We start from the raw sequence: 14,482 nt of genomic DNA on the forward strand, positions 1-14,482 counted from the left end.
ATCAGGTATATCGGAACGATTTGCGGCCAAAATAGGGTGACAGGGCGACCACAAGTTGAAATTTTTGACTGCCACCGACCGCTATATTGCAAGGCTCGTCACGCTTCCCTTGATTGGAACGCTGGTGATTGCCGCGATGCTGCTGCTGCTCGACAAGATGCTGCGGCTTTTCGACTTCGTCGCAGCAGAGGGCGGCCCGGTCAGCGTGGTCTGGCGCATGCTGGCAAACCTCATCCCCGAATATATGTCGCTCGGGATCCCGATCGGACTGCTTCTGGGCATCTTGCTTGCCTTTCGAAAGCTCGCAACCACTTCTGAAATCGACATTTTCCGCGCTGTCGGCCAAAGCTATTGGCGGCTGTTGCGCGTGCCCTACCTGTTTGCGATTGGGCTCGCGCTGGTGAATTTCGCGATCGTTGGCTGGGTGCAACCCACGTCGCGCTACCTTTATGAAGAGCTGCGTTTCGACCTGCGCTCGGGCGCCTTGGGGGCGTCGATCAAGGTCGGAGAGTTCAACAATCTTGGCGACAATCTGACGATGCGGATCGAGGAGAGCCGCAACAAGGGCAATGATTTGTCCGGACTGTTTGTTTTCGCGGAAAACAAGAAGGGCCAGTCGATTTCGGTGACCGCCGAAAAAGGCCAGTTCCTGCGCACTGACGATCCGGACACGATCATCCTGCGATTGACCAACGGTACTTTGGTGCATGATGCACCCAATTACCGCAATCCGCGCGTCCTCAGTTTCTCCAACCATGACGTCCCGATCGACTTGCCGCAGATCGAACAATTTCGAGGGCGCGGTGGCAAGGATCGCGAATATACGCTCAACGAACTGGTCAAGGTTGGAAGCGATGTCGAGCGGCCCAAGAGCGAACGCAATGCGGCATGGGCTAACCTCAATTTCCGCATGGTCGAAGTGGCGATGATGCTACTCCTGCCCTTGCTTGCGCTGGCACTGGCCATTCCGCCCAAGCGCTCGACTTCGGCGCTGGGGGTCTTCCTGTCGATCGTGATGGTGGTGACCTATCACAAGATAAACGAATATGCGGAGTCGATGGGGGCATTGGGCACCGTCCACCCGGTGATTGCTTTGTGGGTTCCCTTTATTGCCTTTTCCGCGCTGATATTGTGGATGTACCACGTGATCGCGCACAAGCCCGGCGGGCAACCCATTGGCGCGCTGGAGGTATTCGCCGCCAAGGCCGGCAAGACGATCAAGAAATTCTTCCGTTTCGGCCGCCGAAAATCGCGTCTTCTGGTGCAGGAGGCTTAGGCGATGCGGCTGCAATTCTTCCCTTCGCGGCAGATTGGCTGGTACATGGCGCGGCTGTTCCTGGTGCGCACCTTTGCCGTTTTGCTGATGCTGGTGCTGGTGCTCCAGACGCTCGACCTTTTGGGTGAAAGCGGCAAGATCCTCTCGGTCGCGGGCAATAGCGAGGCAGACCTGTGGCGCTATGTCGGGATGCGTGCACCGCAGATCATTGCGCGGTTCCTGCCCTTTTCCGTCTTGCTGGCAACGCTGATAACCTTCGCCACGCTGAGCCAGAACAGCGAGGTCATTGCCATGAAGGCGGCGGGGCTTTCGGCGCACCAGATACTCGCCCCTATGCTGGCTGCCAGCCTGTTGGTGGCGGGCATTTCCTTCGCGTTCAACGATACGGTGGTCGCGCCTGCCACGGCCAAGCTCAAGGTTTGGCAGGATGTCGAATATGGCCCTGTTCCTGTCGACGATGGCGTGCGGACCAATGTCTGGGTGCGTGAAGGCCGCGATCTTGTTCAGGTGCGCACCGTATCAGGCAAAGGTGCTGCGACACTCCTTCAGGATGTGCGGGTGTACCAGCGCAATGAAGGCAGTTTGAAACGCGTGATCCGTGCGGAAAAAGGCAGCCTGCAGGATGGCGCATGGAAGCTGGAGGGAGTCAGCGTCTTCGATGTTGCCAAGGCCGAGCAGCAGAAACTGCCGGACATTACCGTTGGCCGTGGTATCGAACCCGAACGGTTCAATCGCCTCAAAGTGGATGGTGATGCGCTGGCTTTCATCCCATTGAGCCGTGCAATCGACGATTTGAAAGCTGCCGGCCGGCGCACCGACACGCTCGAAGGCATATTGTGGCACAAGATTTCCGGCCCGCTCTCGGCGCTTCTCATGCCCTTGCTTGGCGCGGTTGCTGCTTTCGGTCTGGCGCGATCGGGCGCCCTTTTCTTGCGTGCTGTAATCGGCATGGCATTGGGCTTTGCCTATTTTGTGGCTGATAATTTTGCACTCGCTATGGGCAATTTGGGGGCCTACCCGCCATTTATCGCGGCGTGGGCGCCGTTCCTGCTGTTCCTGCTGATTGGTGAGACGGTGCTGATCCGCACCGAAGAATAATGAGCGGGCCGCAGGAAGAAGCGCTGGTCGGCGCGCAGGCGCAGACCATCGATCGCAAGGATGTCGCCAAGGGTGCGGGGCTGGCTGCGGTCGCGCGGCTCGGCGCGCTGATCGAGGTTATTTCCCAACCCGCCTATACATGGATGTTCGGGCTGACCGGCTATGGCGTCTATGTCGTGCTATGGGCGGCGGTGAACATCCTTGCCAACCTGCTCGATCTTGCCTTGGGTCAGGCGTTGCAGCGGATTGTCCCGTCGAGCTACAGCCGCGAAGAACAGCATGGTGCAGTCCGCTTTGCCTTGATTGTCAGTACGGGTTTGGGGGTTGTTGCGGCGGTTGCGATTTCGCTATCCGCACCGCTCCTTGCCAGCTGGGTGGCGAGCGCGCCCGGCGACGCGGCAAAACTCCCGCAGGCCATTGCCATTTTCGCCTGGAGCCTCCCGCTCTGGATCTTCATCGAAACTGCGACGGCGGCCGCCCGTGCGATGCGCGCCTTTGGCCCCGAAATTCGCCTTCGTATTTTCTGGGAGCAGGTCGCCCGGTTGATCTTTGCAGCGGGCTTTTTCCTCGCCGGTACCGGCTTTGAAGGGCTGCTGTTCGGGCATTTGTTGTCGCTTGCGCTGACCGCGTGGTTGAGCTGGAAGTTGCTGGCGCGCTATTTCGATACAGCATTGCTGCTGCGGGCGCCCTTGCCCGCATCGCTGCGCGCGGAAACGTTGGCCACCGGCATGGCGATGCTGCCCCCGGCGCTCGCCCGCCGTGCCTATAACGATCTGCCACCGATATTGCTCAACGCCATGATCCCCGGCGCGGGCGGCGCAACCGCGGCAGGCCTTTTCGGGATTGCACGCAAGATTGCATCGATCCCGCTCATCGTGCGGCAATCCTTCCTCTACGTGCTCGCGCCCTTGGCTTCCGCACAGGCGGCGGTCGATCGCAAGGAGATCGCCCCGCTCTACAGCTTCTCCACCCATCTTTCCTTGTTGCTGGCGGTGCCGCTCGCCGGCTTCCTGATCCTGATAGCTGCCGACCTGTTGACCGCGTTCGCGCCGGGTGCAGAGGCGGCCTTGATGGTGCTTATCATCCTTTTGGCTGCAAGGGCGGCAGAAGCTGCACTTGGCCCAGCCACCCCCATTATCGAGATGATCGGGCATCGCGGCCTGCCACTGGCGAACAGCCTTGCTGGGCTGGCCATCTGGCTTGCCCTCGGTATCTGGTTGGTTCCCGAAATGGGCGCGACCGGCATGGCTATAGCCGTATCCGCCGCGGTCGTGTTGACCGCCTTGCTCGCGATAGTTGAACTCTATGTGGCGGACAGGGTGTCCCCCTTCGGGCATGGTTTCTTGCGCGCGCTGTTTGCTGCTGTGGCGTGTATCGCGCTGCTTTGGGGCATTGGAGAATTGCTTGACCCCTTTGGCCAGCGCATCCGCGCACTCTCCCTTTTCGCGCTTTTCTGGCCGACATTGTGGTTGGCGCTCAAATGGGGCTTGCTTGATGAAGACAAGCAGGGGCTGGGCAAATTGGCCGTGAGATTGCGGCTGTAACCGGGTTGCTCTTCGCGCCTGTGCGCCGCATAAGGCCGCCAGATCAATTCAGGGGAATACAGATGCAGGCTGGCGAGTTGCGCGTCACACCGGTTGCAGGGAAAAAAGCGCTGGCGGAGTTTGTCGATCTGCCTTTCCGCCTCTACGCGAATGATCCCAACTGGGTTCCGCCTTTGAAGGATGAGGTCTACGGCCTCCTCACCCCGTCCAAAAATCCCTGGTTCGAACATGCCGAGGCGCAGCTTTTCCTCGCGCGCAGGGATGGCCAGGTGGTCGGCCGTATTTCGGCACATATCGATCATCTCGCGCTCAAGCAGCCGGTCGAGCAGGGCATGGGCCCCGGCACCGGTTTCTGGGGCTTTTACGAAGCGGAGAGTGCCGACATCGGCAACGCTCTGCTGGCAGAGGCGGAGAAATGGTTGCGCGCCAAGGGCATGACCAAGATGCTGGGACCAGTCAGTTTCGCAATGTGGGACGAACCCGGCCTGCTCATCGAAGGCCACGATCATCCGCCGACGGTGATGATGGGCTTCAACAGCGCGGCCTATCAAGCCTGGATCGAAGCCGCCGGGCATCGCAAGGTCGAGGATCTATACACCTACGCGCTGCCGATCGACCAGGGCTTCCCCGAACTCACCAACCGTATCGTGGCGATGGGAGAGAAGAGTGGAAAGATCAAAATCCGCCGGGTGAACAAAAGCAAATTCGACGATGAAGCGGCGCTAATCCTGTCGATCCTCAACGATGCATGGAGCGACAATTGGGGCTTCGTACCCTTCACCCCTGCCGAAGTCGCCTATGCGGGGAAGAAGCTGAAACCGATCGTTTTCGAAGATCTGATCCGCGTCGCCGAAATTGATGGCGAACCTGTTGCCTTCATGATGACGGTGCCCGACCTTAACGAGCAACTGGCCAAATATGGCGGCTCGCTCTGGCCCTTCAACTGGGCCAAGCTCCTCTGGTGGCTCAATGTCGGCAAGCCGCAGGTGACGACTATGCGCGTACCGCTGATGGGGGTGGTCAAGAAACTGCAGGGCACGCGCACCGCCAGCCAGCTCGCCTTCATGCTGATCGAATATATCCGCCGCGATGCCGTTACGAAATTTGGGGCGACGCGCGGTGATTTCGGCTGGGTATTGTCGTCCAACGGTCCCATGGTCTCGGTTGGTGAGGCCGTGGGTGGCAAGGTGAACAAGGTTTACCGCATCTACGAAAAGGGGCTTTAAAGGCTTCGGCCTGCCCTGCCAGCGAGTTCTACGGTATAATGCCAGGCTATGCGCCCTGAACGACCGCCGCGTTGGTGTGCAAAGGCAAGGGCATCCGCTTCCTCCCAGTCGAGACCGAAATGCGCCGCATAGGCAGCGACCATTTCGAGGAAGGCCGGCTGGTCGGGATATTGGAAACCAAGCTTCAGACCGAAACGGTCGGCAAGCGCCAACCGATCATCGGCAACATCGCGCGCATTGACCGCGGCATCTTCCTCGTCATGTCGCCGTTCGACAATGTTGCGCCGGTTTGACGTGACATAAAGCCGGACATTTGCTGGACGTGCTTCGGAACCACCCTCAAGCATCGAGCGCAAGCGACGAGGCCCGCTATCGTCGCCTTCGAATGCCATATCGTCGATAAACAGGATGAAACGCCGGTTCGCCTTGCCAAGCAGGGCGAACAATTGCGGCAGGCTCGCCAATTGATCTGACGTTGTTTCGACAAGCGCCAGCGGCAGCCCTTCTGCCTGCAGGCCTCCTGTCACCGATTTGACGAGTGCGGATTTCCCCATGCCGCGCGCGCCCCAAAGCAGCACGTCATGCGCCGCGTGGCCCTGTGCGTGGCGACGGCTGTTTTCGGTGATGGCCTGCTTTTGCCGATCGACACCAACGATCAGGCTATCCGGCAGCGGGTCAAAACTGGTAACCGCAGCGAGGGAAAGCCCATCCCAGTGATAGGCTGCATGTACTTCCAAATCCGCCGGTTGAGACGTCGGCGGGGCGAGTCTCTCCAATGCATCGGCGATGCGACGGAGCAGCTCTTCGCTCAAGCCGCCATGCCTTCTGCATCGAGTGTATAGAGCAACTCTGCCCCCACCATTGCGCTGCCTTTCAGCGACAATGCCTCGGGCACCATCACATCAAGATAATAGCGACAAGCGGCAATCTTAGCCCTCAGGAAAGGCGTATTGCCGCCTTCGGCTTCGGCAGCGCGCAATTGCCTTGCCATCAGCCAGCCCGATGTCGCGACCGCCATCATGGTGGTGAAGGGATAGCTCCCGGCCAGCTTTTCGTCGGTCGATGCGCTGCCGATCATCCATTCGGTTACTTCGGTGCACGCGCCGGCAAGCGCTTTCAGCGCGCCATGATTGCCTGCCTCTTGCCCGATGCGCGCCAGATGGTCGCGAATGGCATCGCCACCGCGCATGCCGAGCTTGCGCCCCACCAGATCCGCAGCCTGGATACCGTTGGTGCCTTCGTAAATCGCCGCGATCCGGATGTCGCGATAAAGCTGCGCCGCACCGGTTTCCTCGATAAAGCCCATGCCGCCATGTACCTGGATGCCGAGCGAGGCGATTTCGCTACCCATGTCGGTGCCGTAGGTCTTGGCGAGCGGGGTCAAAAGGTCCACCATCTCCTGCGCGCCTTCAATTCCCAGCGCTGCACGGTCGACAAAACCGCTGGCGCAGTAAAGCAGCGCGCGGATTGCCTGCGTCCCCGCCTTCATCCGCATCAACATGCGGCGCACATCGGGATGTTCGATAATCGCCACCGAATCGCGGCTGGTCCCACCCGCGCGGGCAGACTGGACACGATCTTGCGCAAAGGCGACCGCCTTTTGCGTTGCGGCCTCTGCAATCTGCACGCCTTCGAGCCCGACATTGAGCCGGGCATTGTTCATCATCGTGAACATGGCCCGCATTCCGCCAAATTCAGGGCCGATCAGTTCGCCAACGCATTCGCCTTCGTCGCCAAAGGCGAGCACGCAGGTGGGCGAGGCATTGATCCCCATTTTGTGCTCGATCGAGACCACCTTGATATCGTTGCGCTGTCCAAGCGAGCCGTCTTCGTTCACCCGATATTTGGGGACCAGGAACAGCGAGATACCCTTGGTGCCGGCCGGGGCATCAGGGGTGCGTGCCAGCACGAGGTGGACGATGTTGCCCGCCATGTCATGATCGCCAAAGCTGATGTAAATCTTTTGCCCCTTGATCTGGTAGGTACCATCGCCGCGCGGGGTTGCGGTGGTCTTGAGCGCGCCAACGTCAGAACCCGCCTGTGGCTCGGTCAGGTTCATTGTACCCGTCCATTCGCCGGTCGACAGCAGGGGCAGGAACATCGCCTTTTGCGCATCCGATCCGTGATGGTTGATTGCCTCGATCGCCCCAACCGACAGGATCGGGCACAAAGCAAAGGCCATGTTGGCAGCGCCCAGAGAGTCGAGCGCGACGGTCGCAAGGCTGAAAGGCAGGCCTTGCCCGCCAAAGTCGGCCGGTGCGTTGATTGAACCCCAGCCATTGGCAACATAGGCCTTGTAAGCATCGACAAAGCCGTCGGGCATCACCACGCGCCCGTCGATCAATCGGGCGCCCACTGTGTCGCCGATGCGGCGCAGCGGATAGAATTCGCTTGCGGCAAACTCCCCGATTCCCCCGACTATCGCCTCGACCATGTCGGTGCTTGCATCGGCAAAGCGTTCATGCGCCGCCAGCTCTTCTATGCCGGTGATATGCTTGAGAACGAAAAGCTGTTCGGTAACGGGTGCGGTGAATGTCATTTTGGGGCCTGTTGCTTGCGGGTTTCCCGGCCTATAGCGCGGGATGATGACAGGCTCAAATCCCCTAGGACATGGCCGGGTAGCGAAGGCCGAATCCGCTGCGATATCAGAGGCGGTGGAACGGTTGCGCGCAGGAGCGGTTGTCGCGATTCCAACCGAAACGGTCTACGGCCTCGCTGCGGATGCATCGAACGCCGACGCGGTTGCCCAAATCTATCGGACCAAGGGCCGCCCGGACTTCAACCCGCTGATCGTGCATGTGCCCGATCACGCAGCTGCCGAGAGGTTGGCGCAGTTTGATGATCGCGCATCGAAACTGGCCGTTCGTTTCTGGCCGGGGCCGTTGACTTTGGTACTGCCTTTGCAACCCGATGCTCGCGTTGCCAAGGCGGTCACGGCGGGCCTTCCTACCATCGCGCTGCGTTGCCCGGCACATCCGGTGATGCAGGCCGTTTTGAAACAGAGCGGGTTGGCACTTGCTGCGCCTTCGGCGAACCGCAGCGGTGGCATCAGCCCCACTCGCGCAGAACATGTCGCACACAGTTTCGGTGAAACGATGCCGCTGGTTCTTGATGCCGGTCCATGCGCGGCAGGGCTTGAATCGACCATCGTCGCCATTCGCGAAAATGGCTGGCAATTGCTGCGCCCCGGCCCCGTGACCGCCGCAGAGATAGAGGCATTGCTCGATGAGCCACCATTGCCGGTCAGCGATGCCAAGATCGAAGCGCCGGGACAACTGGCCAGCCATTATGCGCCGTCGAAACCGGTGCGCCTGGATGCCCGCGAGGTGGTGGAAGGCGAATGGCATATCGGCTTTGGCGTCGTTGCAGGCGATGACAATCTTTCACCTGAGGGCAATCTCGTGGAAGCGGCAACGCGGCTTTTCGATGCTTTGCACAAGGGGGACGCGAGCAAGGCAACTTCCATCGCTGTCGCGCCGATTCCCGACGAAGGCATTGGTGCCGCCATAAATGACCGTTTGAAGCGAGCAGCGGCGTGAAGGCGATTGCGTTTCTCTTTCTTGTGGTCGCCCTGTTCGGAGCAGTCGCTTCGACAAGGGACGAGCCGCGCGATCCGGTTGTCGAGGCTTATCGCGGGCTGGTGGCACAGGATCTGCGGCTCGCAACCGTGGGCTATCATCTTGCCAAGGGAAGTGCCGAATATTGCCGCAACACCTGGCGCAACCCGGGTTGGGTGCTTCATGACCTGCGCCAATATCCCGATACGGATCTGGCACAGCGTGCCTTCACCTTTCGCGAACCGGTCAGCATTGCAGCACTGGTGGCTGATGGGCCAGCCATAAGAGCAGGCCTCTCCGTCGGGGACGGGCTGGCTGGATTTGGCGGTAGCGAAATCTGGTATGGCGGTGAGCCAGTCAAAAAACGCGCAACCTCCGAACGGTTGGACAATGTACGCGATCAGGTTGCCGGGGCGCTTGCTGGCGATGGCCTGTTCCGTGCACTGGTCACCACCGATACTGGTCGAAAGACAATTGCTTTCGATCCGCCTCGGGTCTGTGCCTCGGATTTCTGGGTAGATGTGCGGAGCAAGCGCGATGCAGGTGCGGATGGCGAGCGGGTTCGCGTGACCAGCGGATTGATCGAATATGTTGCCGATGATGACGAACTGGCGGCTGTTGTCGCCCATGAAATGGCGCATAATCTGCTCGATCATCGTGCTCGCATCGAACGAACCAAAAGCGGAAAGACCGCGGTGATCAAATCGACCGAGGAAGAGGCTGACCGGCTTTCGATCTGGCTGATGTCGAATGCGGGATATGATCCTGAAGCCGCGATCAGTTTCTGGCAGCGTTACGGCAAGGCAACCAGCCTCGGCATATTCAGCGCCCCCACCCATTATCGCTGGCAAGACCGTGTCCGGATGTTTCGCGAAGAAATCGAGCGTATGGCTTCACACGTTGTAAAAAATGGGCGCCGCGATCCGCCGCTGCTGGCCGAGCATCGGTCCATCAAATAAAATGCATTGCGAATTGCAATCGATAGTTTCCATGAACCCAAGTTTCGCCTACCAAGCGCACTAAGGGCATTTAGGGGAGGACGCGTGAAGGGCCGTGCACATCGTCTTGCGATAGCTGCATTTCTGGTGCCGCCGTTGCTTTATGGCTGCGGAAGCAAGGAAAGCGAAAAGGCAGCGCCAAGCGAAGAGATTTTTCCCGTCCAGGTGATGACCGTCCAACCGGGCAACATGGTGCAAACGATCAGTGCTGTGGGAACAGTCCGTTATCGCCGCGAAACGCCCCTGGGTTTCACCACCCCTGGCAAAGTCGCGGTGGTGCGTTTTGAAGAAGGCGATTTCGTCCGGCAGGGCGCTTTGCTTGCCGCGCTCGATACCACCAGCGTCGGGGCTGATCTGAGTGCAGCCGAAGCTGAGCGTAGCCGCGCACAAGCGGAATTTGACCGCATCAAGCAACTCTACGCCGAAGGATGGATCACCAAGGCGCGCTATGAAGCTGCCGAGGCGTCGGCGAAGGCAGCGAGCGCCAGGGTCGCGCAGGCGGGATTTGCCCGCGGCACGGCGCAGCTATACGCGCCGTCAAGCGGGGTGGTGCTGACGCGAAATGTCCAACCCGGGCAGATTGTGGCCGCAGGCACGCCTGCATTGATCCTTGGCGAAGGTGATGATGGTTTCGTTTTCCGCGCCCCTGTGATCGATCGCAATGCGGCCCGTCTGCGTGTCGGCATGGCCGCTGAAATCAGCCTTCCCGCGTTGGGATCGGCACCGGTGACGGCGACGATCAGCGAAATTGACGGCCGCGCGAACCAGGCGACAGGCGCTTTTACCGTGCAGTTCAGCTTGCCTGCATCGGCACAGCTCAAATCGGGCCAGATTGGTACGGCCAGTATCAAGCTGCCCGCAGCCGATGATGGCTCGCTGCAAATTCCCGCCAGCGCGATCCTTGGCGTCCGCGCCAATGAAGCCTTGGTCTACATCGTCGATCCAAAGAGCCAGCGTGTGGAAACCCGCAACGTCGCGATCGAGCGGATCACCGACGGTGCGGTGGTGATAACCGGCGGCCTGAAACAAGGCGACCTGCTGGTGACATCGGGGGCGGAAAAGCTGCGCACGGGTGCCAAAGTGCGCATGACAAAGGCACCCGGCTAAAATGTGCCGCAAACCGGGGCGGGTAGCGCGCGCATGAATGTAACCGAATTTGCCATTCGCCGCTGGCAGCTGACACTTGTGATGTTCAGCTTGCTGATCGCGCTCGGTTATTCTGCCTTCTCGTCCATTCCCCGTGCGGTGGATCCGCATTTCCCGCTGCCGGTGGTGGTTATCACCGCCATCCAACCTGGTGCCGATGCCGAGGAGATGGAGCAGACGGTCGCCAAGCCGATCGAAGAGTTGATGCAGGGTCTGGAGGACGTGAAGGAAATCGTCTCGACCAGCAACGACAGCAGCACCGTTATCCGCGCGGAGTTTGACTGGTCCGGCGACCCCGATCGCTATTTCAATGATACCGTTCGTGAAGTCACCGCGATCCGCAGCCGCCTGCCCGCCGATCTGGCTCGACTCGATTTCAAGAAGATGCGCACCACCAACGCATCGGTTTTGCAGATTGCTTTGGTCAGCGAAACGGCAAGCTGGCGGCGCATGGAAAAATATGGCCGCGACATATCCGAGGCCTTTTCGCGGTATAATGCGGTGCGCGAATCCGAAGTACACGGTCTTTCGCAACCGGAGGTTACGGTCGCGATAAAGCCCGAAAGATTGGCTGAATTACGCTTGCCGGCCAGCAGCATTGCCGACGCCCTGAAACTGGGTGGCGCAGATGTCGCGAGCGGCGCGGTGGTCAGCGGAACGCGGCGCTTCAACGTGGAGGCCGGCGGCGCATTCAAGTCTCTCGACACTATCCGCAACCTGCCGCTTCGCTCGAACGAAGGGACGATCTTGCGTGTAGGCGATGTCGCCGATGTCTTCTGGGGCGCGGAAGAAACGCGTTCGCGCGTCTTCCACAACGGAAAGCGGGCGATCTGGATAACCGCGAACCAGAAAGCCGGAACCGACGCCACCAAGCTGCGCAATGCCTTGCTGGAGGAGCTTGAGAACCAGAAAAAGGTTTTGCCGCCTGATATCCAGGTCGTCCTGCAGTTCGACCAGAGCCGCGATATCGCCAAGCGCCTGGCGGAGCTGGCACGCGATTTTGCCATTGCGCTCGCATTGGTCATGATCACGCTATTGCCGCTGGGCTGGCGCGCAGCAGTTATCGTGATGGTCTCGATACCGCTGTCGCTCGCATCGGGGCTCGTCGCGGTTTACGCAATGGGTTTCAACCTCAGCCAACTGGTTGTCGCAGGCTTCATCCTCTCGCTCGGGCTGTTGGTCGATGACTCGATTGTCGTCATCGAGAACGTCTCTCGCCATTTGCGGATGGGCAAGGAACGGATGCAGGCGGCCATCGACGGCACAAAGGAAATCAGCCTTGCGGTTTTGGGTTCCACCGGCGTGCTGGTATTCGCTTTCGTTCCCATGCTTTTCCTTCCCGAGGGCGCGGGCAAGTTTACGATGAGCTTCATCGGGACGATCATCTTCACTGTGACGGCATCTTTGGTCATTTCGCTGACCATCATTCCCTTCCTCGCCAGCCGCTTGCTCAAGCGCGATGGCGACGAACATGGCAATCAGCTGCTCCAATGGCTGATGGAGAAGATTGACCGTTTCTATCGGCCTGTGTTGCATAAGGCGCTCGAAAATCCAAGGCGAACGGTGTGGGGCGCCTTGGCGCTCACTATAGGTGCGTTCGGCCTCGTCCCCGTGCTCGGCTTCAGCCTGTTCCCCAATGCGGACTCATCTTACTTTCGCGTCACTGTGCAGGCGGAGCAGGGTACCAGTCTGGATGAAACGGGCCGGATCGTTCGTCAGGTTTCGGAAATCCTGGCCAAGGAGTCATCGATTGAAGTGCGCGCCGAAAATGTCGGCCGCAAAAATCCGTCGGTTTTCTATAATAGCTTTGAATCCGCAGAGACCACGACCATCGGTGAGGTGCTTGCCGTGATGGACAAATGGCGCGGCGAAGAAAGCATGCGCATGGTCGAGCGTTTGCGCGAAAAGCTTGATCGTATCAGCGGCGCGCGCGTCAAATTGGTGCTTTTCCAGAACGGTGCGCCCATCAATGCGCCGGTCGAATTCCGGGTAGTCGGCCCGGACCTGAAGGTTCTCAAGGAACTGGCCAGCAAGGTGCAAGCGGTGCTGCACGACGTTCCCGGAACGCGCGATGTGGTGAACCCGGTGGCAACCGACCGGCTCGATCTCGATATGCAAATTGACGAGGGCAAGGCAGCTTTGCTTGATATACCAGCAGGCTCGCCGCGCAGGATCATTCGTCTGGCCCTGTCAGGGGAACGGGCGGGGACATTCCGTGACAATGAAGGCGACAGTTATCCGGTGACTGTGCGCCTCCCGTTGAACAACACACAGCCCGTGTCGGCGCTCGACCAGATCTATGTCGCCACCCGAAATGGTGCGCCCGTCGCGCTGGGGGAGATTACCGACCCGCAACTGGTCTCGGTTGCTCCGCTGATCACACGGCGCAATTTGGAGCGCACCGTGGAAATCACCGCGCAGACGCAGGATGGCGCGCTTCCTTCGAAAATCACGCAGGAAGCGACGAAAAGGCTCGACAAGCTCGAGCTGCCAATCGGTTATTCCATCCGTGTTGGCGGCGAAGCGGAGAAAATCAACGATACCTTCTCGGGCTTTGGCCCGGTCATATTGATCGCACTGTTCATCATTTTCGGCATTCTGGTCGCTGAATTTGGCGAGTTCCGTGAGGCTTTGGTCGTCGCAGGGGTCATCCCGCTTGGAACCTTTGGCGGGCTTATCGGCTTGCTGGTGACGGGCAACAACCTCTCCTTCCTTGCCGTTATCGGCTTTGTTGCGCTGATCGGTATCGAAATCAAAAACTCGATCCTGCTGGTCGACTTCACCTCGCAATTGCGAGAACGCGGCCTCGGCTTGCGCGATGCCATTGAACAAGCAGGCGAGGTGCGTTTTCTGCCGGTGTTGCTGACATCGGTGACCGCGATCGGTGGCTTGCTTCCGCTCGCGATGTTTGGCGGCAATCTTTACGGGCCGCTTGCAATCGTGCTGATCGGCGGACTTATTTCGTCCACCCTCTTGTCGCGCATCGTCACGCCCGCCATGTATCTGCTTGTTGTGCGCGGCCGCGAAGAAAAGAAAGAGGCCGCGCGTTTTGCGAAGGAAGCGACAAGTGGCTGAGGCAATTTTTGCAGGTGGATGTTTCTGGTGCACCGAAGCGGTGTTCAAGCAGTTAGGCGGCGTCCATTCGGTTGAAAGCGGCTATATCGGCGGCAGCGTAGAGAACCCCAGCTACAAGCAAGTTTGCAGCGGCAACACCGGCCATGCCGAGGCGATCCGCATCGGATTTGATCCGGCGGTTATCGGCTATGCCGATCTGCTCGATATCTTTTTCGCGACGCATGATCCGACGCAGTTGAACCGCCAGGGCAATGACATCGGAACCCAATATCGCTCTGCGATCTTTCCGCTCGATGACGCCCAGCGCTCCGAAGCAGAGGCAGCGATATCGCGCGCCCAGCCCGATTGGCCTGCACCCATTGTCACGACAATCGAGGGGCCGGCGACCTGGTATCCAGCAGAGGATTACCATCAGAATTATTGGGATGGCGAAGGGCAGCGTAACCCCTACTGCCTCGCCGTCATTCCGCCCAAACTTGCCAAACTGAAAAAAGGTTTCGCCGAACGCCTTGGCTGAAACGGCGCTGTCATAGACAATTAACCATGTTTCGCTATGGTTTGG

General features: G+C 59.6%; 11 protein-coding genes. 9 read left to right on the forward strand and 2 right to left on the reverse strand.

Annotation, left to right across the window (positions count from 1 at the left end):
* Positions 1-55 precede the first annotated feature (55 nt).
* The 4 genes from lptF to ACFSAG_RS07760 all read left to right on the forward strand — a co-directional run bounded on the left by lptF (position 56) and on the right by ACFSAG_RS07760 (position 5,144).
* The gene (lptF, locus tag ACFSAG_RS07745; protein ID WP_381513165.1) at positions 56-1,276 is read left to right on the forward strand and encodes an LPS export ABC transporter permease LptF; all 1,221 of its coding nucleotides are present in this window, start codon (positions 56-58) and stop codon (positions 1,274-1,276) included.
* A gap of 3 nt (positions 1,277-1,279) precedes the next feature.
* Complete coding sequence (gene lptG, locus ACFSAG_RS07750) at positions 1,280-2,374, forward strand: LPS export ABC transporter permease LptG (RefSeq protein WP_381513167.1); 1,095 nt, start codon at positions 1,280-1,282, stop codon at positions 2,372-2,374.
* Positions 2,374-3,918, forward strand: coding sequence for a lipopolysaccharide biosynthesis protein (locus tag ACFSAG_RS07755; RefSeq protein WP_381513170.1), 1,545 nt, complete (start codon positions 2,374-2,376; stop codon positions 3,916-3,918). Before lptG ends, ACFSAG_RS07755 begins: the two co-directional genes overlap by 1 nt.
* Positions 3,919-3,980: 62 nt before the next feature.
* A complete protein-coding gene (locus ACFSAG_RS07760) occupies positions 3,981-5,144 on the forward strand; it encodes a GNAT family N-acetyltransferase (RefSeq protein ID WP_374612122.1) in 1,164 nt (387 codons plus the stop codon).
* Here the strand turns inward: ACFSAG_RS07760 and ACFSAG_RS07765 are convergent.
* Complete coding sequence (locus ACFSAG_RS07765) at positions 5,141-5,956, reverse strand: ATP-binding protein (RefSeq protein WP_381513174.1); 816 nt, start codon at positions 5,954-5,956, stop codon at positions 5,141-5,143. The two genes, ACFSAG_RS07760 and ACFSAG_RS07765, sit on opposite strands and share 4 nt — an antisense overlap.
* The gene (locus tag ACFSAG_RS07770; RefSeq protein WP_381513177.1) at positions 5,953-7,683 is read right to left on the reverse strand and encodes an acyl-CoA dehydrogenase; all 1,731 of its coding nucleotides are present in this window, start codon (positions 7,681-7,683) and stop codon (positions 5,953-5,955) included. The genes ACFSAG_RS07765 and ACFSAG_RS07770 overlap by 4 nt, the downstream gene beginning before the upstream one ends.
* 46 nt (positions 7,684-7,729) lie before the next feature.
* Between ACFSAG_RS07770 and ACFSAG_RS07775 the strand changes: the two genes are divergently transcribed.
* The 5 genes from ACFSAG_RS07775 to msrA all read left to right on the forward strand — a co-directional run bounded on the left by ACFSAG_RS07775 (position 7,730) and on the right by msrA (position 14,437).
* Positions 7,730-8,683 (forward strand): L-threonylcarbamoyladenylate synthase, encoded by a 954-nt coding sequence (locus tag ACFSAG_RS07775; protein ID WP_381513332.1) that lies wholly within the window; start codon positions 7,730-7,732, stop codon positions 8,681-8,683.
* The gene (locus tag ACFSAG_RS07780) at positions 8,680-9,660 is read left to right on the forward strand and encodes a M48 family metalloprotease (protein WP_381513180.1); all 981 of its coding nucleotides are present in this window, start codon (positions 8,680-8,682) and stop codon (positions 9,658-9,660) included. The genes ACFSAG_RS07775 and ACFSAG_RS07780 overlap by 4 nt, the downstream gene beginning before the upstream one ends.
* An 84-nt stretch (positions 9,661-9,744) precedes the next feature.
* A complete protein-coding gene (locus ACFSAG_RS07785; protein ID WP_381513183.1) occupies positions 9,745-10,806 on the forward strand; it encodes an efflux RND transporter periplasmic adaptor subunit in 1,062 nt (353 codons plus the stop codon).
* A gap of 33 nt (positions 10,807-10,839) precedes the next feature.
* Positions 10,840-13,920 (forward strand): efflux RND transporter permease subunit, encoded by a 3,081-nt coding sequence (locus ACFSAG_RS07790; protein WP_381513186.1) that lies wholly within the window; start codon positions 10,840-10,842, stop codon positions 13,918-13,920.
* Complete coding sequence (msrA, locus tag ACFSAG_RS07795) at positions 13,913-14,437, forward strand: peptide-methionine (S)-S-oxide reductase MsrA (RefSeq protein ID WP_381513189.1); 525 nt, start codon at positions 13,913-13,915, stop codon at positions 14,435-14,437. Before ACFSAG_RS07790 ends, msrA begins: the two co-directional genes overlap by 8 nt.
* Positions 14,438-14,482: the final 45 nt, after the last annotated feature.

It is taken from the genome of Sphingorhabdus buctiana, assembly GCF_042680825.1.
In the GTDB taxonomy this organism is placed as follows: domain Bacteria; phylum Pseudomonadota; class Alphaproteobacteria; order Sphingomonadales; family Sphingomonadaceae; genus Sphingorhabdus_B; species Sphingorhabdus_B buctiana.